The sequence below is a fragment of the Pedobacter riviphilus genome (genome assembly GCF_014692875.1).
Classification (GTDB): Bacteria; Bacteroidota; Bacteroidia; order Sphingobacteriales; family Sphingobacteriaceae; genus Pedobacter; species Pedobacter riviphilus.
This window is the reverse complement of record NZ_CP061171.1, coordinates 4,442,995-4,467,667: the sequence shown is the minus strand read 5'-3', so window position 1 is coordinate 4,467,667 and position 24,673 is coordinate 4,442,995. Positions and strand designations below refer to the sequence as shown.

Here is a 24,673-nt window from a genome sequence, read left to right as displayed (position 1 = left end):
TTCGACAAGGTAGGATAACAATTCTATAGATATAATACGGCCTCTTTTTTGGGTTTGATAAGATTGAAAAAACTGATCAGATCAGTCATCGACATTGAAAAACTATTGATCACTTAAAGGTTTTAAGCCATCATCATGCCGTTCATTCAGCAGATTCCAAAATTCCTTCTTAGCTGTTTCAGAGAATATTCTGCTAAATACATATGCAGTTAAGAACATAGGAGCATAACTGAATAGGAGATAATCAAAACTGATGAAACGCACGGAGCCACTGATAACCAGATAGAGCAGAAAGATAACAATTGAATGTGCTACCGGCCTGTCATTTATAAATCTTTTATAACCCACTTTTGCGATCAGATATCTATTTAACATGATCAGTGCTGCAAGTATAGCGACAAATAAAAATATATGACTGAAGAGGAGGTGAAAGTTAAAAATGTAATTCAGTGGTTTGATGAGCGTAATCAATCCGATGTAAGCAAATCCAATGGCCATGGTTACAGGTGCAGATGTGAGCAAGGTCGCCAGGCACACTTTTAAAGTATAAAATAGTGCAGATTTCATTTGAGCGTTAATTGTGAAGTGAATATAAATATTTTTTCTGAATCTGTTTGTTGAGTATAATGATTTCATATTTCTGGGCGGAAGCATCAACTGATTAAATTAGCGCATTTCTAATAAGTTAATTTGCCAGGCATTGCGATATGTTAAACTAAATTGTATTTTTGGCGGGTAAACGCTAGCAAACGTTTAATCTATACAAGCTTTAATAAAACAAGAAAATTAATATAACTTATATTCAATAAATACAAACCATGAATTTTCCATCAGAATTAAAATACACTAAAGACCACGAGTGGGTTAGAGTTGAAGGTAACGAAGCTTATATTGGCGTAACTGATTTCGCGCAGCGCGAATTGGGCGATATCGTTTATGTTGATATCAATACTGTAGGTAGTGAGGTAGCTAAAGAAGAAGTTTTTGGTACTGTTGAAGCTGTTAAAACCGTGTCTGATTTATACATGCCAGTTACCGGAACGGTATTGGAAGTGAATGCTGAATTAAACGATAACCCGGAATTGGTTAACGCTGATCCTTACGGAAAAGGCTGGATGGTAAAAGTTTCTTTAGCTGATTTAGCTGAAGTAGAAGGTTTATTAACTGCAGAAGCTTACCAGGAATTGGTAGGCGCTTAATTATTATATTTTGTACAAAGCACTAAAACATCAAAAATGGGCCGTATTATGGACCGTTGTGGTTTTAGTGCTTTGTAATATGAAAATTTCCGATTCTGTTGGTAACAGCGGTTTTTTCTTTAAAGGCTTTGATAAAATGACCCATATGGGTTTTTTCTTTGTTTTATCGGTGCTGCTCTTCTACGGTAAAATCAGATACCAGCATACTTTTGCTTTCAGAACATTAACCATTTTTAAAATATTGCTCATCAATGCGATCATTGGTGGCGGAATTGAATTGTTGCAATGGAAAGTTTTTACCTACCGATCTGCAGAATGGTGGGATTTTGGTTGCGATATGTTAGGTGCATCAATGGCTGTTTTTAGTTATGTGTTGCTCCATAAATTAAACTTCAATGAAACTATGGCGAATACCACACTTACCAAAAACAGTTAGTGTATTCTAAATGGCTTCATTGCAATTGAAATAAAATAAAATCAATGAAAACAAAAGTTAGCATCATTTGTGTAATTGTGGCCATATGTTTAAGTGGATGCAGTATCTTTAAAAAGAACTGTAACTGCCCAAAAGTATATTACAAAAGTTATCCCTCACCACAAAAATAATCCCCCTTTTACTGATCGATCTTCCTTTTCGATCTGACTACCTTCTTTTGGCTGTATTTAAAATGTTACCAAGCTTTTAACACACCTTAACAAACCTTTCGACTTTTCTACAGTCTGATAGCTTAGTTTTACATTTAATATCTAATTTTTTTTGATGAAAAGAAACGTTCAGAGCGCAATATTCATTGTGCTCCTATTTTGTGGATATATTGCTCAGGCTCAAAATACTGGTTCGATAAGTGGAAAAGTAATTAACGCGAAAGATAAAAAGCCGGTTGATTTTGCTACAATAGCAGTTAAGAGTTTAAAAGATTCGAGTGTTGTGGCATCCGGTCAAACCAATCCTGATGGAAGTTTTAGCTTTAAGGCCATAGCTCCGGGTAAGTATAGGATTTATTCTGCCTTTTTAGGTTTAAAAACAGCTACTAAAGATATAGAAGTGGCTAAAGCAGCAGTAAATGCCGGCGAAATTGCCATGAGCGACGACGGCGTTGATTTAAAAACCGTAAATGTTACCGCTACAATTCCGATTGTGGTGAAAAAGGATACAGTAGAGTTTGATGCCAAATCGATAAAAGTACGCGAAAATGCAGTAGTTGAAGACTTGTTGCAGAAAGTGCCTGGAATTGAGGTCGCTAAAGATGGGAGTATCAAAGCACAGGGTGAAACCGTTACCAAAGTAAAGGTAGATGGAAAAGAGTTTTTTGGTAACGATCCTTTACTGGCAACCAAAAACTTACCAGCAGATATGGTTGATAAAATACAGGTAATTGATGAGCTTTCTGAACAGGCACAATTTACCGGTATTGATGATGGAACCAGAAATAAAATCCTGAACATTACCACTAAAAACGGCATGAAACACGGTTATTTCGGTAACAGTACTGTAGGCTATGGTTCTAACGACCGTTACGATGCCAGTTTAAATGTAAACAAGTTTGATGATGACCGTCAGATCAGCTTCATCGGTCAGTTTAATAACGTAAATAAACAAAACTTTGGCCAGGGTGGTGGCGTAGGAAACGGATTTGGTGGTGGTGGTGGCGGCCGTGGCGGTTTTGGCGGCGGCGGTGGAGGTAACTCCGGCGGTGGCGGAGGTGGTATCACTACAACCAATGCTGCGGGTTTAAACTTTGCCGATACTTACAAAGATGGCACACAGTTTCAGGCCAGTTATTTCTTCAATAAATCGACTGCTGATATCATTCAGGACTCACATATCCAAAATCTTTTTGGGGGTAGTACGACTGATGTTACGCAGAATTTAAACAATACAACCGACCGTACCAACCACCGTTTCAACTTTATGGTGGATACGAAGATCAATCCTTCATTATCTATTAAAATACAGCCAAACCTGGCCTATACCGAAACAGATGGAAATAACTTTAATAGTTATACCAGAATACTTAGTGACGGCTCCACTATAGGTGAACAACGCAACACCACGACTGCTGCTACACCTACCATTAGCAATAATTTATTGGTGCGTAAAAGTTTTAAGCGTAGGGGCCGCACACTATCATTAAATGTAAACACCAGCATAAATGATAACGACGGGACCAATCAAAATTACCGTTTAGATCATATTACAGAAAACGGAGTAAAAAGAGATTCGCTAACCAATCAGTTAAACAACACCAATAGCCATGCGATAAGCAATACCACAAGAGTGGTATATACTGAGCCTTTAAATAAAACCTTAAGCGTAGAGTTTAATTATCAGAACGGTTACTCAAACAGCGATTCGCAGAGAGACGTGTTTAACTATAATCCCCTTACGTTGCAATTCGATTTAGTAGATAATACCTTTTCGAATATTTATAATAACCGTACTTTAACCAATGCGGCTGGTTTTAGTTTTACTACAACAGAGAAAAAATACAACTGGAACATTGGTGTAGCCGCACAGCAGACCAATAGGGTGAATACCAATTTAACTACAGGTTTAAAACGTACACAGAACTTCATTAACATTACGCCATCTGCGCAGTTCAGATATAATTTCAGTAACCGTAAACGATTATTTATCAATTACCGCGGTTCAACTACGCAGCCAAGCATCGATCAGATTCAGCCTATCCCAGATAATACAAATTCGCAAACCCGTTACGTAGGTAACCCGGACTTGAAACCTTCATTTAATAACCAGTTGAGGATTAACTTCAATAATTTCAATATCGAAAGTGGTCGTTTCTTCTTTGCTGGATTAAACCTTACGCAGACATTTAACAGTATTGGAAATACGGTTGTTCCAATAGGTGGCGGCCTTCAGCAGGTTAGTTACATTAATGTTAATGGCGTTTATGCTGGTAATGCCAATGCTACCTGGTCTTTACCTTTAATGGCTGAGCGGAAGCTTACCTTAAATATTTCGGGTAATGGTTCGTATAGCAGAAACGTAAACTTTATTGCGCCTAACGCGAGCACTCAACTGGTGAAAAATGTGACCAATAGTTATACCATATCTAATGGTTATAAACTGGTTACCAACGTTGATAAATTTGATTTAACCGGTGGTATAACCGGTAGTTATACTAACTCTACGTTTTCGGCACAGCAATCGGCAAATACCCAGTATTACACCATTAACCCGAGCTTTAATGTGAGCTACGTATTTCCGGCAAACATCAGGCTGGCTATGGATATCGATTATTTCAGAAATTTTGGTGGTGGCGATTTGTATAACCAGGAATATACCATTATTAACCCTTATATCAGCCGTCAGTTTTTTAAAAACCGGGCTACCTTTAAATTTTCTGTAAATGATGCATTGAATCAAAATACAGGTATTTCGAGAACGACATCAGGTACTTCAATTACAGATTTAAACTATAATGTGTTAAAACGTTATTACATGTTCTCTTTCACTTATTCTCTAACTCGCATTGGAGGAAGAAATATGAGTGGAGATATGCAAATGCCTGGTCAGGGAGGTGATGGCGGTCGCCGTATAAGAATGTAAAACGTTTAGATTAAAATAAAGAAAGTCTCGGTTTTAACCGGGACTTTTTTTGTTTTATATCCACCCTGTTTTATGATTAAATGTATTGTTGACATTTATGTATTTCAAATGTTACCTAAGTAAAATAAACCTTTATAAAAGCCTGCAGTCTCTATGCTATAAACCAAACTAACCGAATGAAACGAATTTTTACGCTCCTTCTAATTTTATCATCTTTTTATGTTTACGCCCAGAAAACAGGTTCAGTTAGCGGACGGGTTATTCAATCAAAAGATAAAAAGCCAATTGACTATGCTTCTTTGGCTGTTAAAAACCTCACAGATTCGAGCATGGTAGGTGCGGTAAGCACTACAGAAGATGGGAAGTTCGTTTTTAAAAATCTAAAGCCTGGTACCTACAGGTTATATGCAGCGTTTTTAGGTTTAAAGAACGCCACAAAAGATTTTACTATTACTGTGGATAAAGCAGATATAACCTTAGCAGATATTGTTTTAGAAGGCGGTGCAATCGATCTTCAGACGGTTGATATCAAAGCAGAAATTCCGCCAATTGTGGTAAAAAAAGATACCCTTGAGTTTAATGCAAGCTCGTTTAAGGTGGTAGAGAATGCTGTAGTGGAAGATTTGTTAAAGAAATTGCCAGGAGTAGAGGTAGATAAAGCCGGAACAGTAAAAGCCCAGGGCGAAACCATTACCAAAGTTAAGGTAGATGGAAAAGAGTTTTTTGGAAATGATCCTTTATTGGCCACTAAAAACCTTCCGGCCGATATGATCGATAAAATTCAGATTATCGATGAACTATCAGACCAGGCACAGTTTACCGGAATTGACGATGGCTCAAGAACCAAGATCATTAATATCACCACCAGAAAAGAAAAGAAAAACGGCTACTTCGGAAATAGCACGGGCGGTTATGGTTCTAACGACCGTTACGATGTAAATGCGAACATTAACCATTTTAATCAGGACAAGCGATTGAGTGTAATTGCCCAATTCAATAATGTAAACAAACAAAATTTTGGCGGCGGCCTGGGAGGAGGAAATGGCGGCAGTAATGGTGGCCGGGGCGGGATTACCGATACTAAAGCTGGTGGATTTAACTTCTCTGATATGTATGCCGATCAAACCGAAATTAATTTCAGCTATTTCGTTAATAAATCTGATAACCTGATTTTAAGAAACAGCGTTACCCAAAACCTTTTGGGCAATGTGACTACGGTTTTCAATAATAACCAGACCAATACTTCCGATCGCCTAAACCACCGTTTAAACTTTATGGTCGATACCAAGCTAGATTCGCTTACCTCATTGCGCATCCAGCCGAATTTAAGTTATACCAACAACGAAAGCGTAAACAACAGTATTTACACCCGCGATTTTGGCACCTATAATACAAGCGGCTCCCAGCGATTAACCAATCATAATACTGCCCCATCTATCAGTAATAATATTTTGTTGCGCAAAAAGTTTATGCGCCGTGGAAGAACATTGTCGCTGAATTTTAATACCAACATTAACAATAACGACGCCGATAATTATAATTACAATCCCGAAACGCGTGAAAAAGATAATGTTAAAACAGAAAAGATTATTAACCAGCTCAATGATCAGGAAAGCGAATCTATCAGTCAGAATACCCGACTGGTTTATACTGAACCTTTAGATAAAACCCTGAGCCTGGAGTTTAACTACCAGAATGGCTATAACCATAATACTTCTGATCGTTTTACTTACGACTTTAATCCGGTTACACTAAACTACGATTTGCTGAATGATTCATTAAGTAACGTTTACGAAAACACCATTTTAACCAATACAGCTGGTTTCAGTTTTAATAAAATGGCTAAAAAATACAACTGGAATGTGGGGATGGCCGTTCAAAATACCGATCGTAAAAATAATAACATTACCCGTGGATTTATATTAAAACAAAACGTATTTAACTATACACCTTCTGCCATGTTCAGGTACAATTTTAGTAATAACAAGCGCTTGGTCTTCAATTACCGTGGCAGCACCAATCAGCCTACCATACAACAGTTGCAGCCTATTCCTAACAATACCAACACACAAAGCATCCCGCTGGGGAACCCCGATTTAAAGCCCGAGTTTAATAATACCCTACGCATTGCCTACAACACTTTTACAGTCGGAAAAAACAGATCGTTATTTGTGAATGTAAACCTAACCCAAACTTCCAATAAAATTGCCAATAGCAGCAGTTTAATAGAAAAAGGTGTTAACCAGGGTAAATTTGCAGTACTGCCTGTAAACGTAAATGGTGTTTACTCAGGTTCATTATCCTCTTCATTGAGTTTGCCCATTATGGCAGAAAATAAGCTTAATTTCCACATCAATATAGGCGGCAACTACGATCGCGATGTAAACTTTACCAATACCTTAAAAAATATCACCAACAGCTGGTCGATTAGCAATGGTTACCGTCTGGTTTCCAATTTAGATAAACTCGATTTAACAGCCGGCGTTAATGGTTCAATTAATAGGGCTACCTATTCCGTTCAGCCCAATTCCAACACGCGTTATTACACTTTTAGTCCCAATATCAGCATCAGTTATATGTTTCCTGGCGATATCCGCTGGTCGGTTGATGCCGATTATAACCAGAATACAGGCAGAGGAGAGAATTTCGATACCCACTTTACTCTGGTGAACTCGTACCTTAGCAAACAGTTTTTTAAAAACCGGGGCACTTTTAAAGCCGCAGTAAACGATTTGCTGAACGAAAACCAGGGCGTAAGCCGTACGGCCAACAACAATACTATCCGTGACGAAAGCTACAATGTATTGCGGCGTTATTTTATGTTTTCATTTACCTATTCGTTAAATCGTATGGGTGGTAAAAACCGCATCAGAGGAGGCGAAGAAGGTGGCAGGGGACGTGGCGGTAACGCTGGTAGCGGCTTTGGCGGGGGCAGGCAACGAAACTAGATCATTTTAGGGTAAAGCTATGTAATTTATATCCCATACCATATTATCTTATTTGGAATAAATCTAAAGAAAGGTTAACTTGCGCCAAATTTAGCAAATGAAACTGTCGCACCTAAAAGTTGGAGAAAAGGGAACAATTGTAGCTTTTACAGATTTAGATATGTCTGTAAAGTTAATGGAGATGGGCTGCTTGCCGGGTGAGGAGATAGAGGTAGAGCGTTTTGCGCCTCTGGGCGACCCTATGGCTATCCGTGTTGCTGGCTATCAGCTTTGTTTGCGTAAAAGTGAAGCTGATGTTATCATTATTCAATAAAAGAGCTGGGTTTGGATATTAAAGTTGCATTAGTTGGTAATCCCAATACAGGTAAATCTACTTTATTTAATCGTTTAACAGGGTTAAATCAAAAAATCGGAAATTTTCCAGGCATTACTGTCGATAAGAAAACAGGTTTTACAAAACTTGCCAGCGGTAAAGAAGCCGAGATCATCGATTTACCGGGAACGTATAGCTTATATCCGAAAAGTGCTGATGAAAGCATCGTTTTTCAAGTGCTTGCCGATAAAGAAAACGATAGCCATCCTGATGTTATTGTACTCATTGCCGATGCTTCGAATTTAAAGCGTAATATGCTTTTGTATTCGCAGGTGGCAGATTTAGGTATCCCGATTATTTTGGCCCTTAATATGATCGACCTTTCTGCCAAGCAGGGGATTGAGATTAATCTGGATAAACTGGCAGAAAAGTTGGGTATTCAGGTGGTTTCCATTTCGGCAAGGAATAATATCGGAATTGATAAACTGAAACAAGCCATTGCCAATACCAATAAAATTGCCACACAATATCAGGATGTAGACGTGAATTTCCTGGCTCCGGAAGCAATTAATGCTATAAAATCGAAACTCAATTCCGACAACGATTATTATGCACTCCAGGTGCTGCATCAGCATGAACATTTAACTTTCTTTACCGAAAAAGAGCAGGAAGAAATTGAGCATATAGAACAATCTCACCATTTCGAATCTTCTAAAATTCAGGCTGCAGAAACTATTGCGAGATATAAACATCTCAGTACGATTTTATCTGATGTAGTTATTGACAAAGGAACCGAAAAGAAATTTTCTTTCAGCGATAAATTAGATGCTATTTTAACCCATAAAGTATGGGGATTTGCCATTTTCTTGCTTATCCTTTTTGTAATTTTCAATGCTATATTTGCCTGGTCATCCTATCCGATGGACTGGATTGAGACTGGTTTTGGTTTTATTACCAGCATTGGGCATAAATATTTGCCCGCAGGTATGCTTAGTGATCTGTTGTTGGATGGTGTAATTGCAGGTTTAGGAGGTATTTTTGTTTTTATTCCACAGATTGCAATTCTTTTCGCATTCATATCCATTTTAGAAGATACGGGTTATATGGCCCGTGTTACCTTTATGATGGATAAAGTTATGAGTAAAGTTGGGCTTAACGGTAAATCGGTAGTACCGATGATTGGCGGTTTGGCCTGTGCTGTTCCATCTATTATGGCTGCCCGAAATATCGAAAACTGGAAGGATAGAATGATTACGATTATGGTTACTCCATTGGTAAGCTGTTCGGCAAGACTTCCCGTATATATTTTGATTATTTCGTTAATTATTCCTTCTAAAACCGTTCTAGGTGTTTTTAACCTGCAGGGACTGGCATTAATGGTGATGTACCTGGTGGGTATTATTGCTGCGGTATTGGTAGCATGGGTAATGAAATTTATTATCAAAACTAAAGAAAGGTCTTATTTTATCATGGAGTTACCGGTTTACCGCATGCCAAGGTGGAAAAACGTGTTCTACACCATGTACGAGAAATCGAAAACCTTTGTGTTCGAAGCCGGTAAAGTAATCATCGCCATTTCCATCATCCTTTGGGTGATGGCTTCATTCGGACCGGGAAACCGATTTGAAAACATCGATAAAAAATACGAGTCTGCTCTGGCTGATACGACAAAAAATACCGATCATATTAAAACGCTGGTGGCTACCGAGAAGTTAGAAAATTCATATGTGGGCATTCTTGGTCATTGGATCGAGCCGGCAATCAGCCCTTTGGGTTACGATTGGAAGATTGGTATTGGTTTAATTACTTCATTTGCTGCCCGAGAAGCTTTTGTTGGCACAATGGCCACTATTTATAGCGTTGATGGTGGTGATGAAGATACTACTACCATTAGAGAACGCATGTCAGCCTCGGTTAATAACCGCACTGGCTTGCCTGTTTACACTTTTGCTACAGGTATTTCATTAATGCTTTTTTATGCCTTTGCCATGCAATGTATGAGTACGGTTGCTATAGTTTACCGCGAAACCAAGGGCTGGAAATGGCCGGTAATCCAATTGGCATATATGACGGCCATGGCTTATGTTGCTGCGCTGGTTGCTTACCAGCTGTTGAAATAGCTTAATCTTTTCTCAGCTGTCCGCCCAGGGCGTACTCAAGGGAGCTCATTTAAAATGTAATTATTAAGGTTAGGAGAGCAGTGCCTGTACAACTATTGATGTTCTCTCCCGCTTTCTGTTTTACTTCGCCTACGGCTTCGTGTTCACTTCAATCGGGTCTAAGAGGTCAATACAATACTGCTATTTTTGGTTGGGAGCATGCATTTGCCACTCTGAATGGAGTCGAAGGGAGCACAATTAGGCAATTTGCTATTGATTGCACAGACTTTTGTTTCTAAACCCGGTAGAAGCGGCAGCCCCCGATTGCAATTCAGGGTTATAGCGGATAACGGGACTGCTGTTCCCGAAATCCCACTGAACATTCATTTCCTAATAATATTAAGAATAACTAAAAGCATTTTATCATATAAGATGTTACAAAGCGATATTGACTTTAGTCTTTCACCCCTTCAGTCTTTCTGCTCTATCCTAGTTCAATCTGACGCTTAATGCTCTCTTCTAACGAGATTAAAGTCTCTGTACGCTGAATGCCGTTCACGGCCTGTATTTCTTCGTTTAAAACATGGCGTAAATGATTGGTGTCTCTACAAATAATTTTGGCAAACATACTGTATGCTCCTGTAGTGTAATGCAATTCTACCACTTCTTTAATTTTGCTCAACTGCGCAACCGCATCTTTGTACTGGATTCCTTTCTCCAGGTAAATACCTAAAAAGGCGCAGATATCATATCCGGCCTTTTGCGGATCAATGATGAGATGAGAGCCCTTTATAATGCCCATTTCTTGCAGTTTCTTCATCCTAACGTGTATCGTTCCACCCGAAACAATCAGATCTTTAGCGATTTCTGTATAAGGTTTGGTGGCATCCTGCATCAATTGCTTCAATATATCGATGTCGAGGTTGTCAATTTCTAAATTGGAATTGTCTTTTTTAAGCATATTTTTGAATTATGATAAGCGAATTTACAAATATTTATCAATATTATAAAAATAAAATTAAATGTTTAAAATATTTGCAAGGTATTGGTTGTTCCTTTACATTTGTATCAAGCAATTAACAAAAAGGAAACGTTCTTTCAGAATTGCATAACATAATGTAGGGTGGTGAAACAGGCAGACACACCTCCTTGTCTCGGTGGCGGAGAATAATGGGAATATACCGGTTTCGGTACTAACCACTCCTTGAAGGTTCGATTCCTTCCCCTACAGCGGTTTTAGTCCTAAGTCAAGAGTCCATGGTCTTTAGTAGACTTGCGACTGCAGGCTTTGGACTAATGACTAAAATTGTTGGGTGGTGAAATTGGCAGACACGCCTCCTTGTCTCGGTGGTGGGGAATAATGGGACAAACGCAGTTTATTGGGTTGACCACAAATTAATTTTTTGAACTGTAGCTAACTACCCCTTGAAGGTTCGACTCCTTCCCCAACAGCATTTTTTATGAATAATAAGTTAGTTAATCGAGCAATCCTGGATAGGTTGCTCTTTTTCTTTTTTAGGCTAGTTTTTTTCATATCCATCCTATATTTATAGATATATTGTTATATTACCAATTAAATTTTATCCGTTCAATGCCCGTGATGAAGAAACGTGTTTCAATTAAAGATATCGCTAAACAATTAGATATTTCCATTACAACCGTATCGTTTGTAATTAATGGAAAAGCAAGAGAAAAAAACATTAGCGAATCGCTTACTAAAAAGGTTTTAGACCTTGTAGCTGAATTAAATTACCAGCCTAATACCCTTGCTACAAGTTTAAGAACAGGTAAAACAAAAATTATAGGTTTTTTAGTTGATGATATTTCTGAGCCTTTTTTCTCTGGTATAGCACGCCGAATTGATGAAATTGCTTCGAGCCTTGGTTATAAAATCCTTTTTAGCAGCACCAGAAACGATACCGAAAAAGCAATAGAACTGTTGCAGATTTTTAAAGACAGGCATGTTGATGGCTACATTATGGCCTTACCAGAGGGCTTGGAAGAAGAAGTTAAAAAATTGATCCAAACAGATGCTCCTGTGGTACTGTTTGATCGGTATGTACAGGATGTTAAAACAGATTATGTAATAATCGATAATCAGAGCAGTACCTACGCAGCCACTGAACACCTCATTAAAAATAATTATAAAAGAATAGGTTTTGTAACCATCGATACAGCACAGCAACAGATGGTAGACCGCCTGGCCGGTTATGAAAGTGCTGTAGAAAAATATAACTTGCCGGCAATTGTAAAGAAGATAAAATATGTGAACTCTGCCGAATCGATTGAGGAGATGATCAAGTTTTTTAAAGCAGAGAAACAGCTAGATGCGGTAGTTTTTGCAGCCAACTATATTTGTTTAGATGGCTTGAGAACTTTTAGAAAACTAGGTATTCAGATCCATAAGGATATAGCTGTTGTTTCATTTGATGATTTCGAAATCTTAGAATTTTGTGAGCCTCCGGTTACGGCTATTGCACAACCTCTTGAAGCCATTGCAGAAAACGTGATGAAAATTTTATTAAACAAGCTTAAAAAGGCCGGAAAGGCTATCGAAAACACGCAGGTATCGTTACCTACCATCTTACACATTAGAGGCTCAAGCGCAAAGAAATAAGGCAATAAAAAAGGGAATAGATTTATGTCCATTCCCGTTCCAATTGTATTTTATGCAGATTAAACTGTCATTACATCTTTTTCTTTCGCTTCAGCATGTTTGTCAACCTTAATGATATAAGCATCGGTTAATTTTTGTACTTCGCCTTCGCCTGTTTTAATTTCATCATCAGAAACACCTTCGCCTTTTAATTTTTGAATTTTGGTATTGGCATCCTTACGGATATTACGAACGGTAATGCGGCCTCTTTCGGCTTCTTCCTTAACCTTTTTGACCAAGTCTTTTCTACGTTCTTCTGTTAAAGGCGGCACAACCAGGCGGATAACAATACCATCATTTTGTGGATTGATACCAATATTAGCTACTTGAATAGCTTTTTCGATTGCAGTTAAAAGTGATTTTTCCCAAGGTTGGATTACGATTGTTCTGGCATCGGGCGTATTAATACTGGCTACTTGCGATAATGCTGTAGCTGCGCCATAATAATCCACGAAAATACCATCCAACATTCCAGCTGATGCTTTACCAGCTCTGATTTTAGTTAATTCAGATTCACAATGATCGATAGCTCTTTCCATTGCAGATTGAGTATCCATTAATTGTAATTGTATGAGGTCGTTCATAATTGTGTGATTTCTACAAAAATAATAATTTTTATTCCTTATTTAACCAGGGTTCCAATAGGTTCGCCGCTAGCGATTTTCATGAAATTGCCGTGTTTGTTCATATCAAACACAATAATCGGCACTTGGTTTTCTTCGCAAAGGGTAAAGGCTGTCATATCCATTACATTAAGGCCTTTATCATAAACTTCTCTAAAAGAAATTTCTTCATATTTAGTGGCCAATGGATCTTTTTCAGGATCTGCGGTATAAATTCCATCAACACGTGTTCCTTTTAAAACAACATCGGCTTTAATTTCGATAGCACGTAAAGCTGCTGCAGAATCGGTTGTAAAGTACGGGTTACCGGTTCCTGCACCAAAAATAACTACACGGCCTTTTTCTAAATGTCGAACAGCTCTTCTGCGGATAAACGGTTCGCAGATCTGTTCCATTTTAATTGCAGTAAGTAAACGTGTTTTAATACCAACTTTTTCTAAAGCATCTTGCAGGGCCATGGAGTTGATTACCGTAGCCAACATGCCCATGTAATCGGCTTGTGCTCTGTCCATCCCACTTTTTTCGGCACTCAAGCCTCTAAAAATATTTCCTCCTCCAATTACGATTGCGATTTCTAAGCCTTTATCGTGTACCGCTTTAATGTCTTCAGCGTATTGTTTAACGCGTTCATTATCAATACCGTATTGTTTTTCGCCCATTAGCGATTCTCCACTAAGCTTAAGTAGGATGCGTTTATATTTCATGACCTCAAAAATATTAACATTTTTTTAATACCAAGCTATGCTTTTTAATAATTGATGTAAATATTTAAATAGAAATACTTATTTAAAGCAAAAGGAGCAATTGTTTAAAATATTGCTCCTTTTGCTTTGTTATTTTTATTGTGCTTTAGCAAGCCATAAAGATGCATTTAAGTGTAATGCCGGGTGTGAGGTATAACCAGATGGTGCATCGCCAGACCAACCATTAAATAAATTATCGTTTGTATCGCCAGTTCCGTCGTCAGAAGGAGAACTATCGCCAACAAAGGCTACTCTTCCGCTTCCGTAAGTAGAAATTAATGCCATTACGCCGTTATTGCCCCCTAATGTGCTGCTCATTCTCCAAAATAAGCCTTGTACATTAGTATTTTGTGATGGAAATAATGTAGCTGTTGTACCATTGTAAAAGGCAAGTTTAGTAGCATTGCCTGCTGCGCCGTTTAATACGATATTTGCATCAGTACTGGTGCCAGTATAAACTTTAGTTGTTGGTTTTTCACTAATATCTACATAATCTATATTAAAGCCGAATGGTTTGTTGTTGTTGATGCCATTGTTGCTCATTAAATCGTTCCATACCCTCGGCGAATCGTAACCATCGCCATCTCTATCAGAAGGGTTGTAGCCATTTGCATCTGTTCCGGCAGTAGTTGCTGCGGTATGATCTGCAACCATCATTAAACCGCCGCCGTTGGCCACAAAATTCATGATAGCTGTTTTTTCTGATGCTGTAAATAATTTATTCGGTTCAATTACCACATACACATCGTAGTTTTTTAAATCCTGTGGGTTAGAAGTATCTCCATAGGTAATTGCTGTACCAGCAGGTAAAGTTTCTACCAATTCACCACGTTTTACCAATTCTACAGCCCACGCAGACATTGCGCCTTTCCAATATGTTTCTGGAGTAGAAGCTGTTATGCCTGTGTACGATGGGGTTGGAAATCTTTGTGCCTTTAGCTCAACGGTTGTGCCTCCAGTATACATAGGAACACTTTCTGTTCCATCAGCATCTATTTGCCAGTCTGCGCTGCCTGCATTTTCAAACTTAGATGCATCAAACAGAAATTTCTTTCCGGTTAATACAGTACCTGGGTTGGGGTCAGTACCTCCATCACTATTGATTGTGATATCATCAATATTAATTCTGTTGGATGCACCTGTAAGTTTTCTAATTTCTAAACGGACGTTTCCTGTAACATTTAGTGTGAATGATTGCGTTTGAAGGGCTGATGTACTGGTTACATCGGAACCTGATTGCGACCAGGTGCTGCCGCCGTTGGTTGAGTACCATAAACCCCACTGACTAGCTGTATCGCTGCCGTAAATAGCATGCTGGATGCTTACTGTTTTAATGCCTGTTGTAATGTCAAACTGCATGGTAATTTTCCCCGAATTACGGATGCGGGCAGACCATGAGCCATTTCTTTTATCTGCAGCGAGATTTCCGATTAAAGCATCAAATAAATTCCACGATTTTCCATTGAGTGTAATGTTATCTCCACTTGCAGAGCCTGCAGGCGAAACATCGTAAGCAGTTTTAGGGCTGGTAGAACCCACCTCAAAATTTTCTAAAGTTTGTACGGTAAGTGCAGCGTTTGAAGCAGCAAGGCCTAACGGTTTTGTTTTAAGTAATGCGGTTTGACTGTTTTCAGTTTCTTGTTTCTTACAGCTATTAAAGCTTAGTAGTGTTGCAAGTGCAATAACAGCAATGCCAGTTAATTTTAATTGTTTTTTCATAATAATTAATAGATTGAAGATATATAGTGTTTTAAACCTACCTTAATTATGTTAAGCAATTGTTGCGCTCTTATTACATTTTAGATTATTCGTTTTGATTAAAAAAATAGCCTGATTGATTAATCAATCAGGCCATTTTTTAATTGTTTATATAGTTTAAAAAGATTATTGATTAAATCTATATCTTAACCCAAGCTGGATTCTCCAGCGTGCGGTTTCATCAATACTGTTTGAAAAGGTATTAACAAGAGGTACGTTGTTCTCTGCATTTAAGTAAGGGAAAGAAAACGTAGGATTTCCTGTTGCAGCATCAATTCCTTTAAAGTTAAGTAGTCCATTAGCTCTATTAGCAAATTTTGGAACTCCCCAGGTTTTATTAATCATATTTCCAAAATTGAAAATATCAAAAGTTAGTTGAAGAGAATGTTTTTTGCCTTTAAGGTTTGCGAACAAATCTTGTGCAAGACGAATATCAAGCGTGCCGATTACATTACCAACAAGGCCATTTCGCTCTGCATACTGACCTCTTCTTTTGGTCAAATAACTATCCTGACTGATGTAGCTGTTTAGTTGAGCCCAAAGTTGATCAGGTGTACGGGTATCTGCAGCATTTTCTGGTACCAGAACAATATCAGATTTATTTGCCGGAACAAAAATCAGATCATTACCACTTAAACCGTCGTTATTTAAATCGTTTCCATAAGTGTAAGAGTATCTGAAACCATCTTGTAACTGGTAAAACATGGAGAATGTTGTTCCTAAATGGTTAATGTATTCTTTTCTGTAAACAACAGATGCAATAAAGCGGTTTTTAACCATGTAGCTTGAGTATGAAAGCGCATCGGTATTCGGGCTACCTGAAACCTGACGATCTCTCCACATAGACTGAGCGATAGAACCACCATCATTAACTGATCTTGAATCTGTATAAGTATAACCAGCAGTTGCAAAAAGGCCGCCTGCAAATTCTTTTGATAATGTTCCTGTAATGGATAAGCTATGACCTTTATCGGTGTTGGTCATTACAATTGCATCAGAAATATTCGGGTTTGCAGGGGTAGGGGTTGATGATCCGTAAATTCTTGAACCAGTATATCTCGGACGGTTATCAGCACCTTTTAAAAGTGTATACGCAGAAGTATTTAAGTTCACATTGCGGAAATAAACAGAATTGATATCTTTTGAATACAATGCTTCGATAGTTCCGGTAATGCCACCAGGCAATTTCTGATCGACAGCTAAGTTAGAACGCCAAACCTGCATGAATTTAAAATCCTGTTGAGTAACGGCAAGGTTATAGGCTGTATTATTTGCTGCAGTAGCTTTATTTACGTTTCTGTAGGCATCAACATTCGGACTAAATGGTCTGTTCGTTGGATTGGTAATGGATTCTGAACCAAATTGAACACCGTTATTGCTGGCTTGGTTAGAAACCCAAACTAGCGGAGGTCTTCCGGTGAATAATCCTGTACCGCCTCGTACCTGTGTTTTTCCTTCGTGGTTTACATCCCAGTTAAAACCTAAACGTGGTGACCATAAAATAGCACTTTTAGGGAACCTGCTCACATCAATTTTTTCTCCATTTTCGAAGGTTAACTTTTCTACATTTGGATTGCTTAATGATGCTGGCGAAGAAACATCAGTTAAATCTGCACGTAATCCTGCTGTTAATTTTAATTGATCGCTCACTGTAAAGGCATCCTGTACATACAGGCCGTACATATTTGAATGTATTTCTGCATAAGGGAATGATCCATCAGGCAAAACCGAATATTGAATCTGATATTTTGTTGCATTCGATACACCATTATTTGCACTATTATAGAAATCGGCAAGACTGTTAAAAGTATAGGCTCCATAATAGTTTGGGGCAAAGCCATTAAGCGTTCTATAACCTTCATAATTAGCGCCCAATGTTATTTCGTGGCGACCTGCATAGATATTAAAGTTATCGGTAACTTGATAAACTTTAGTTTTTAGAGAGTTAAATGCTGTAAAGGGTTCGTAACCAAAAGCAGTGTACGAACTTCCGTCAGGATTCATAATATCAACAAGAGGAAACGGTTTGTTACCCTTAGACTCTCTGAAATCGTTCATGTTGTTGTAGCCAACTGTTAACTGATTAGAGAATTTATTGTTAAAACGGGTTCTGAATTCCAGGTTAACGTTATCCATATTGTTGTTGATACCATATCCGGCTGATTGGAATGGAAGGCCTAGCTGCGATGGCTGGCGGTTATTTTTTGGTGCCCCGCTATTGCTTGGTAAAATATCTTTGTAAGATCTGAAATAGAAATATTTTAAACTTAAAGTGTTTTTATCATCAATGTTGTAATCTAATTTAGCCGATAATTTGTCACTTCTTGTTTTTAAAGCATAGTTCTCATAAGCACCTGGATTGTAACCAAGCGTTTGCAAGAATGAACTTAATTTATCTAAATCTTCTCCTTTTGCTTGAGAAATATTTGGGCCGGTACTTCCGCCCCTTGAAGCTACAAATCCGGTTCCTGGATCCGATCTTCTTTCTAATTCTCCACTGGCAAAAAAGAATAATTTGTTTTTAATGATTGGTCCACCTAAGGTAAAACCATAACCTTTAAGGCTAAAATTGGTTACTGGTGCTTTTAATCCAGCATAATTGTAATCACTTACCAAATCCTGATTTCTGTAGTAAGTATTTAATGAACCTTGAAACTCGTTTGTACCACTTCTGGTTACTGCGTTTATTGCTGCACCTGTAAAACCACTTTGACGAATATCGTAAGGTGCAATATTTACAGTAATTTCTTCGAAGGCATCCATATTAATCGGTTGCGAGCTCGTTTGGCTACCTATGGTGCCTTGCAGGCCGAATGCATTATTAAACAAAGCTCCATCTACAGTAAAATTGTTGGCCAGGTTACTTCTTCCTGCAATACTTGGACTTCCGAACTGTAACGAAAACTGTGGCGTTAGCTTAACAAAATCGGTAAAACTTCTGTTTAAAGTGGGTAAATTTTGGATTGCAGTTCTCGAGATATTCTGCGATGCACCTGTTCTGCCTGAGTTAAAAACTTTGCTTTGTTTTCCTGATACCGTAACTTCCGATAAATTGCTGGCATCTTCACTTAGCGTTACATTTAAAGTAGAACTTTGGCCAAGCGCTAATTTTTCAATTCGTTGTGTTTGATTTTTAAAACCAATAAAAGAGACCGTAATGGAGTAAGGGCCACCAATACGCATAGCAGGTAAATTGTAACGACCGTCTGTTCTGGTAGATGTAGCATATCTTGAACCGGATGGTTCGTGTATAGCAATAACAGTAGCCCCGCTAATTGGGCCTTTGCTATCGGCCACCATACCATTTATAGAGGCTGTTGTTTCATTTTGTGCTACAGCATCAATTTTTAAGAGAATTAAAAATAAAAATGTTGTAAACAATAGTAAGGTTTTTTTCATGAGTAATTTTTTAACAAAAATACTCTGACTTGCTGTAGCTAATGTTTTGTTTATATTAATTAATCGTTAACAGTTTCCCTTGTTCAGGAAATATTAAGTTTAAATTAAGTATATTTCCTAAGAGCAGTTGTTGTTTTATTTTTTCTGCATTATGTTGGGGAGGTTTAATATGGGTTACAATAAGAGAAATTTTCTTTAAAGCTTTTTCATTGGTTAAACTTTGTAGTTTGGAGAGTTCACTGTAAAAAAGTTTTGGTGTAAGGTGTCCAAATAATTGTTTCTCTGGCTGTTCATTTGGGAAAGATACCTCCATTAATATGGCTTTTAACTGCCCTGAATTAATGAGTGGTGCTATATTTTGCCACAGGTTGGCGAGTTTATCTGATTTTTCAATTTCATCTGCGCCGGTATCTCCGAGGTACAATACATAACTTTCACCATGGCTGATCAGAAAAGCAGTGCTTTTAAAAGGATTTCCGTGGCTTAGTTCAAAAGCTTTTACCTTCATTTCTGTGCCCTCTAACGGATAAGTATTGCCTCCAATCAATGGGAAATAAGTATATTTTTTAAGTTGAGGTTTTTCGCCTTCATTGGCAAAATTGGCCCAGGCATCCCATGTAAAATATTTATCCCTTAACGTGTTGAGCACGGAAGGCATACCATAGATGTTTTTTGCCGTATCGGCTGGCGAGTTGATTATTAAACCTGCTACATGATCTAAATGCGCATGTGAAAGCAAATATCCTTTAATCTGTTTACGTTGAATTTCTTCACTTATTCCTTTTAGCGATTGATGATCAATCGCTCTTTGGATACCTGCATTTATTGTACCAGCATCAAGACAGACATATTTTTCGCTGCCCTTCGGTGCAATCATATAAGAAGATAAATTACTCTCGTCATCGCCGCCTTTTACGCCAAGCGGTATTATTTTAAACGCGGTATTTATTCCCTGTCCCGAAGAATGAATGGCACAAAGGGACAATAGCAATAGAGCGGAAAATATTTTTTTTAACATGTTGAATGAGTTATATCGTTTCGCCTTTAAATACGACCTCTTTTAAATTTAAGTTATCATCAATAATCAATAAATTTGCCTGGTGACCAATTTCTATACTCGCTGTCAGGTTTTCAATCCCAATTAATTTTGCAGGATACAGGGTTCCCATTTTAATCGCATCATTTAGGGCAATACCGCAATGTAATACACAGTTTTTAACGGCTTCTACCATAGTAAGCGATGAACCAGATAGTGTACCATCGGGCATAACAAATTTGTTTCCTTTTTCAATATGTTGATATGGCCCTGTGGAACAGGCCGTAACTGCATCAGTGATGAGAAACAAACGTTCTTTTAATATTTTCTGCGCAAATTTAATCACTTCGAAATCTACATGCTGCCCATCGGCAATAATACTGGCCATAGCCTTGTTATGATTAAAAACCGCCGTTGGTATACCAGGCTCGCGATGATGGATAGGGCTCATGGCATTAAAGAGATGTGTGGTGGTTTGGATGCCTTTGTTATAGGCCGCAGTAGCTTCCTCAAAAGTGGCATTGCTATGGCCTAATGAAATAACCACACCGTTATCCAATAGGTATTCAATTACCCCTTCATCCTGAAGTTCTGGGGCAATGGTCATCATTTTAATTACGCCGTCACCAAAATCGATCAGTTTTTTAACCTCATCTAAAGAAGCCTTACGTACAAAAGCAGGTACATGCGCGCCGAGGCGTTTAGGGTTTAAATATGGTCCTTCTAGATGCAAACCCAGGCAATTCTTGGCCGCTGAGCGATGTTCTTTAGCTACTTTGATACATTCGTTAAAAACTTCCGGAGAATTTGTGGCCATACAAGCCAAAAAGCCTGTGGTGCCTTTTTTAAGCAGATCATCTTCCATTATGGTTAATGATTCGACAGTTGGGTCGGCAGAAAATAATCGGCCACCTGCACCATAAATCTGTAAGTCTATAAAGCCTGGCACAACAAGCGACCGGCCGTTTTCTCTGTTGCTGCTTTCGATAATATCTGAAATGATAACACCGTCGATTGAGATATTCTGATTCTTTTTTAAATCGTTGCCCTGAAAATAGGAGGTATTGGAAATTACTTTAGGCATATCAAACGTTTGAGTAAATTTAATCTTACATGGTCAAAGTTAAATATTGTGGCTATATATTTGGGTAATAAGATAAAATAACCAAATGAATGAAAATCAGTCAAATAGGAGGAGTTTTTTAAAGGCCAGCCTAACTTTAAGCGCTGCTACTTTAGTAGCGCCATCTGCAACCATTGCAAGCGTACCCCTTAGTGAAGATGAATTTAAGATTGCAGTTGGACCTTATTTACAAACCAACTTTAATAACTCGATGACCATTCTTTGGTTAACCAATAAAACTGCTGCAGGTTGGGTAGAGTATGGCGAACAGGCAGATCAGCTGAATCAAAAAGCTTATGGAAAAGCTGAATTAGGTTTAATGCAAGCCAATAGCAAGCTGAATGCAGTAACGTTAAAAAATTTAAAACCAGGAACAAAATATTATTATAAAATCGTTTCGAAGGAAATTAAAGATTTCCAACCCTACAAACTAACCTACGGTGTAACGGTAAGTAGTGCTGTTGAAGAATTTGTGAATGCCGATGTGGCTAAGGAAGAGGTTTCGTTCTTAATGATGAATGATATACACGATCGCCCAGAATCAATCTCTCAATTGTTAGGGTTTGTTCCAGATAAAAAGCAAGATTTTATTTTCTTTAATGGTGATATATTTGATTATCAAACTGATGAAAAACAGATAATTGAACACATGCTCCAGCCTTGTGTAGAAAATTTCGCAAAGCATACACCTTTTATCTACGTAAGGGGTAATCATGAAACACGTGGTAAATTTGCGCGCGAATTTCCACAATATTATATGCATGTTGGCCATGCTGCTTTTACATTGGGCCCTGTTCGCTTTGTAATTTTAGATACTGGTGAAGATAAAGAAGATGCGCATCCGGTGTACGCAGGTATCGTAGATTTTGACGATTACAGAGTTCAGCAGGCCGAATGGTTTAAAAAAGAAATAAATTCAAAGGAATTTAAAAAAGCGCCGTTTAGAGTAGTATTGATGCACATCCCGCCTCGCTTTTCGGGCGATGCACATGGGCCAAAACATTGTACTGAGTTATTTGAACCATTGTTGAATCAGGGGAAAGTAGATTTGGTTTTGAGTGGCCATACCCATAAGTACATGGTGCACCAACCTGATAAAACACTAAATCATTATCCTTTAATTATTGGTGGCGGACCAAGGACAGGAACGAGAACCATTACCAAGATAAAAGCAGATGGAAATAAATTAGTGGCGAGTATGCTTGATGATTCGGGAAAAGAAGTTGGTGCTTATACTGCATTGAGAAAGTAGACAAGCCACATGCAGTCGAGAAATCTATCTAAAGATCTCTCCATTTTGCTGTGCTTCAGTCGATGACGGCTGTTCCTTGAAATATAAATGATAAAAAAAAGTCCCGATTTTCATCGGGACTTTTTTTTATCATTTATAGATGCTTATGCACCTAATTGTACGCGTTTGAAAGCAGTTACAGTTAAACCTTTAGCTGTGTTATCTAAAAATTTACGAACATCTACCGAACTATCTTTAACAAACTCCTGGTTTAATAAAGTGCTGTCTTTGTAGAATTTGTTCAATTTACCAGCAGCGATTTTTTCAACCATTTCTTCTGGTTTACCTTCTTGACGGATAACGTCTTTCGCAATCTCGATTTCACGCTCAATAGTCGCAGGATCAACACCGTCTTTATCAACAGCAACTGGGTTCATTGCTGCAATCTGCATAGCAACATCTTTACCAGCTTCAGTAATATCTACACCATTAGCGCCTTCAAATACCACTAAAACGCCCATTTTACCATTTGAGTGGATATATGAAACGATTTTTTCACCAGAGATATTTACATACTCCTGGATAACGATTTTTTCACCGATTTTACCGGTTAATTCAGTGATGGTTTCGGCAACTGTACGGCCATCTTCCAAAGTAATTGCTGATAATTCTTCAGTAGTAGCAGGATTGTTGGCAACTGCTGCAGCTAAAACAGCCTGAGCAAGGTTACGGAAATCTTCAACTTTAGAAACTGGCTCAGTTTCACAAGCTAAAGCAACTAATTTACCATTTGTGCCATCAGCTGAAACATTGATAGATACCAGACCTTCAGAAGTTGCATTGCCAGAACGAGCAGCAGATACTTTTTGACCTTTTTTGCGCAATAAATCAACAGCAGCTTCGAAATCGCCATTAGCTTCTAATAATGCTTTTTTGCAATCCATCATACCAGCACCAGTTTGTTGGCGTAGTTTATTTACATCTGCGGCAGTAATTTGTACTGTAGACATTTTATTTCCTTTTTTAAATTTTACAATCTTGTTATAACAATTACAGGTTACAAGTTACAAGCGCCAAGTTAAACTCATGTTAAGCCAACTTAAAACCTGAAACCAGTAACCTGCAATTAAAAAATATTACTATTCTTCTGTTTTAGTTTCTTCTGATGCTGACGCTTCAACTTCTGCCTCAGCAGCTTTTTTACGTCTTGGCTCTTTTGCTTCCGGAGCATCAGCGGCAGCTTTAGCAGCTACTGCTTCTTTTTCAGCCTCATCATCTTTTTCGCGTTTACGCTCATCTAAACCTTCTTCAATAGCTTTGATAATTACATCAGTAATTAAAGAGATTGATTTTGTAGCATCATCATTCGCCGGGATAGGAAAATCGATGTTAGAAGGATCAGAGTTAGTATCAACCATCGCAAAAGTAGGGATGTTTAATTTTAACGCTTCAGTAACTGCAATGTGTTCTTTCTTAACATCAATTAAGAATAAAGCTGCAGGTAAACGGTTTAAATCAGCAATACCACCTAAAAGTGATTCTAATTTAATACGCTCACGCTGAATCATTAAACGCTCTTTTTTAGATAAGATCGAATAAGTACCGTCTTTAGTCATTTTATCGATGTTAGACATCTTTTTGATTGACTTGCGAACAGTAGCAAAGTTAGTTAACATACCACCTAACCAACGCTCGGTTACGAAAGGCATGTTTACTTTTTTAGCTTGTTCAGCTACGATTCCTTTTGCTTGTTTTTTTGTTGAAACAAATAATACTTTACGTCCTGATTTTACGATTTGTTTAATCGCAGCCGCAGCTTCTTCAGTTTTAGTTAAAGTTTTATTTAAATCTATAATGTGAATTCCATTACGCTCCATGAAAATGTAAGGAGCCATTTTTGGATTCCATTTACGGGTAAGGTGACCAAAGTGTACACCTGCATCCAATAAGTCTTGATAAGTTGTTCTTGCCATT

General features: G+C 38.0%; 18 protein-coding genes and 1 tRNA gene. 9 read left to right on the top strand and 10 right to left on the bottom strand.

Going from position 1 to position 24,673, the window contains the following annotated elements; all coding sequences use genetic code 11:
• Window positions 1-102: 102 nt before the first annotated feature.
• Window positions 103-567 (bottom strand): hypothetical protein, encoded by a 465-nt coding sequence (locus H9N25_RS18325; protein WP_190326803.1) that lies wholly within the window; start codon window positions 565-567, stop codon window positions 103-105.
• Window positions 568-818: 251 nt separating this feature from the next.
• On the opposite strand from H9N25_RS18325, the gene gcvH reads away from it, so the two are divergent.
• The 6 genes from gcvH to feoB all read left to right on the top strand — a co-directional run bounded on the left by gcvH (window position 819) and on the right by feoB (window position 10,151).
• Window positions 819-1,199, top strand: a complete 381-nt coding sequence (gene gcvH / locus H9N25_RS18320) for a glycine cleavage system protein GcvH (RefSeq protein ID WP_190326802.1) — start codon at window positions 819-821, stop codon at window positions 1,197-1,199.
• A 10-nt stretch (window positions 1,200-1,209) separates the two neighbouring features.
• Complete coding sequence (locus H9N25_RS18315) at window positions 1,210-1,635, top strand: VanZ family protein (RefSeq protein ID WP_223833433.1); 426 nt, start codon at window positions 1,210-1,212, stop codon at window positions 1,633-1,635.
• 324 nt (window positions 1,636-1,959) lie between these two features.
• Window positions 1,960-4,770 (top strand): outer membrane beta-barrel protein, encoded by a 2,811-nt coding sequence (locus tag H9N25_RS18310; RefSeq protein WP_190326801.1) that lies wholly within the window; start codon window positions 1,960-1,962, stop codon window positions 4,768-4,770.
• A 176-nt stretch (window positions 4,771-4,946) separates the two neighbouring features.
• Entirely contained in the window at window positions 4,947-7,718 is a 2,772-nt protein-coding gene (locus tag H9N25_RS18305) for a TonB-dependent receptor (RefSeq protein WP_190326800.1), read from the top strand.
• Window positions 7,719-7,815: 97 nt separating this feature from the next.
• Complete coding sequence (locus tag H9N25_RS18300; RefSeq protein ID WP_190326799.1) at window positions 7,816-8,031, top strand: FeoA family protein; 216 nt, start codon at window positions 7,816-7,818, stop codon at window positions 8,029-8,031.
• Between the two features lie 11 nt (window positions 8,032-8,042).
• Window positions 8,043-10,151 (top strand): ferrous iron transport protein B, encoded by a 2,109-nt coding sequence (gene feoB / locus H9N25_RS18295; protein WP_407947440.1) that lies wholly within the window; start codon window positions 8,043-8,045, stop codon window positions 10,149-10,151.
• Between the two features lie 463 nt (window positions 10,152-10,614).
• Here feoB and H9N25_RS18290 read toward each other — a convergent pair whose 3' ends face one another.
• The gene (locus H9N25_RS18290) at window positions 10,615-11,091 is read right to left on the bottom strand and encodes an Lrp/AsnC ligand binding domain-containing protein (RefSeq protein ID WP_025145395.1); all 477 of its coding nucleotides are present in this window, start codon (window positions 11,089-11,091) and stop codon (window positions 10,615-10,617) included.
• A gap of 346 nt (window positions 11,092-11,437) precedes the next feature.
• Between H9N25_RS18290 and H9N25_RS18285 the strand changes: the two genes are divergently transcribed.
• Window positions 11,438-11,582 (top strand) — tRNA-Asp (locus H9N25_RS18285).
• 148 nt (window positions 11,583-11,730) lie between these two features.
• Window positions 11,731-12,747 carry a LacI family DNA-binding transcriptional regulator gene (locus H9N25_RS18280; RefSeq protein ID WP_190326798.1) on the top strand — a complete coding sequence of 339 codons (1,017 nt, stop codon included), beginning with the start codon at window positions 11,731-11,733 and terminating at the stop codon, window positions 12,745-12,747.
• A gap of 59 nt (window positions 12,748-12,806) precedes the next feature.
• Here H9N25_RS18280 and frr read toward each other — a convergent pair whose 3' ends face one another.
• The 6 genes from frr to nagA all read right to left on the bottom strand — a co-directional run bounded on the left by frr (window position 12,807) and on the right by nagA (window position 21,429).
• Window positions 12,807-13,370: a ribosome recycling factor gene (frr, locus tag H9N25_RS18275; protein ID WP_167297327.1), complete on the bottom strand. Its 564-nt coding sequence runs from the start codon at window positions 13,368-13,370 to the stop codon at window positions 12,807-12,809.
• Between the two features lie 38 nt (window positions 13,371-13,408).
• On the bottom strand, window positions 13,409-14,113 hold the full coding sequence (gene pyrH, locus H9N25_RS18270; RefSeq protein ID WP_138818816.1) for a UMP kinase: 705 nt from the start codon (window positions 14,111-14,113) through the stop codon (window positions 13,409-13,411).
• A 135-nt stretch (window positions 14,114-14,248) separates the two neighbouring features.
• The gene (locus tag H9N25_RS18265; protein ID WP_223833432.1) at window positions 14,249-15,871 is read right to left on the bottom strand and encodes a hypothetical protein; all 1,623 of its coding nucleotides are present in this window, start codon (window positions 15,869-15,871) and stop codon (window positions 14,249-14,251) included.
• A 165-nt stretch (window positions 15,872-16,036) separates the two neighbouring features.
• Entirely contained in the window at window positions 16,037-19,309 is a 3,273-nt protein-coding gene (locus H9N25_RS18260) for a TonB-dependent receptor (protein WP_190326797.1), read from the bottom strand.
• Window positions 19,310-19,364: 55 nt separating this feature from the next.
• Window positions 19,365-20,327, bottom strand: a complete 963-nt coding sequence (locus H9N25_RS18255; RefSeq protein WP_190326796.1) for an MBL fold metallo-hydrolase — start codon at window positions 20,325-20,327, stop codon at window positions 19,365-19,367.
• A gap of 10 nt (window positions 20,328-20,337) precedes the next feature.
• Window positions 20,338-21,429 carry an N-acetylglucosamine-6-phosphate deacetylase gene (gene nagA, locus H9N25_RS18250; protein ID WP_190326795.1) on the bottom strand — a complete coding sequence of 364 codons (1,092 nt, stop codon included), beginning with the start codon at window positions 21,427-21,429 and terminating at the stop codon, window positions 20,338-20,340.
• Between the two features lie 85 nt (window positions 21,430-21,514).
• Here nagA and H9N25_RS18245 point away from each other — a divergent pair, with 85 nt between their 5' ends.
• A complete protein-coding gene (locus tag H9N25_RS18245; RefSeq protein ID WP_190326794.1) occupies window positions 21,515-22,720 on the top strand; it encodes a metallophosphoesterase in 1,206 nt (401 codons plus the stop codon).
• Between the two features lie 143 nt (window positions 22,721-22,863).
• On the opposite strand, the gene tsf is transcribed toward H9N25_RS18245, so the two are convergent.
• The gene (tsf, locus tag H9N25_RS18240) at window positions 22,864-23,709 is read right to left on the bottom strand and encodes a translation elongation factor Ts (protein ID WP_167297321.1); all 846 of its coding nucleotides are present in this window, start codon (window positions 23,707-23,709) and stop codon (window positions 22,864-22,866) included.
• 129 nt (window positions 23,710-23,838) lie between these two features.
• Window positions 23,839-24,672, bottom strand: coding sequence for a 30S ribosomal protein S2 (rpsB, locus tag H9N25_RS18235; protein WP_057931874.1), 834 nt, complete (start codon window positions 24,670-24,672; stop codon window positions 23,839-23,841).
• Window position 24,673: the final 1 nt, after the last annotated feature.

Bases quoted from the DNA above. Each gene is read 5' to 3' on its own strand.
- H9N25_RS18325 (WP_190326803.1), bottom strand. From the start codon at position 567: ATGAAATCTGCACTATTTTATACTTTAAAAGTGTGCCTGGCGACCTTG.
- gcvH (WP_190326802.1), top strand. From the start codon at position 819: ATGAATTTTCCATCAGAATTAAAATACACTAAAGACCACGAGTGGGTT.
- H9N25_RS18310 (WP_190326801.1), top strand. From the start codon at position 1,960: ATGAAAAGAAACGTTCAGAGCGCAATATTCATTGTGCTCCTATTTTGT.
- H9N25_RS18305 (WP_190326800.1), top strand. From the start codon at position 4,947: ATGAAACGAATTTTTACGCTCCTTCTAATTTTATCATCTTTTTATGTT.
- H9N25_RS18300 (WP_190326799.1), top strand. From the start codon at position 7,816: ATGAAACTGTCGCACCTAAAAGTTGGAGAAAAGGGAACAATTGTAGCT.
- H9N25_RS18290 (WP_025145395.1), bottom strand. From the start codon at position 11,091: ATGCTTAAAAAAGACAATTCCAATTTAGAAATTGACAACCTCGACATC.
- H9N25_RS18280 (WP_190326798.1), top strand. From the start codon at position 11,731: ATGAAGAAACGTGTTTCAATTAAAGATATCGCTAAACAATTAGATATT.
- frr (WP_167297327.1), bottom strand. From the start codon at position 13,370: ATGAACGACCTCATACAATTACAATTAATGGATACTCAATCTGCAATG.
- pyrH (WP_138818816.1), bottom strand. From the start codon at position 14,113: ATGAAATATAAACGCATCCTACTTAAGCTTAGTGGAGAATCGCTAATG.
- H9N25_RS18265 (WP_223833432.1), bottom strand. From the start codon at position 15,871: ATGAAAAAACAATTAAAATTAACTGGCATTGCTGTTATTGCACTTGCA.
- H9N25_RS18260 (WP_190326797.1), bottom strand. From the start codon at position 19,309: ATGAAAAAAACCTTACTATTGTTTACAACATTTTTATTTTTAATTCTC.
- H9N25_RS18255 (WP_190326796.1), bottom strand. From the start codon at position 20,327: ATGTTAAAAAAAATATTTTCCGCTCTATTGCTATTGTCCCTTTGTGCC.
- nagA (WP_190326795.1), bottom strand. From the start codon at position 21,429: ATGCCTAAAGTAATTTCCAATACCTCCTATTTTCAGGGCAACGATTTA.
- H9N25_RS18245 (WP_190326794.1), top strand. From the start codon at position 21,515: ATGAATGAAAATCAGTCAAATAGGAGGAGTTTTTTAAAGGCCAGCCTA.
- tsf (WP_167297321.1), bottom strand. From the start codon at position 23,709: ATGTCTACAGTACAAATTACTGCCGCAGATGTAAATAAACTACGCCAA.
- rpsB (WP_057931874.1), bottom strand. From the start codon at position 24,672: ATGGCAAGAACAACTTATCAAGACTTATTGGATGCAGGTGTACACTTT.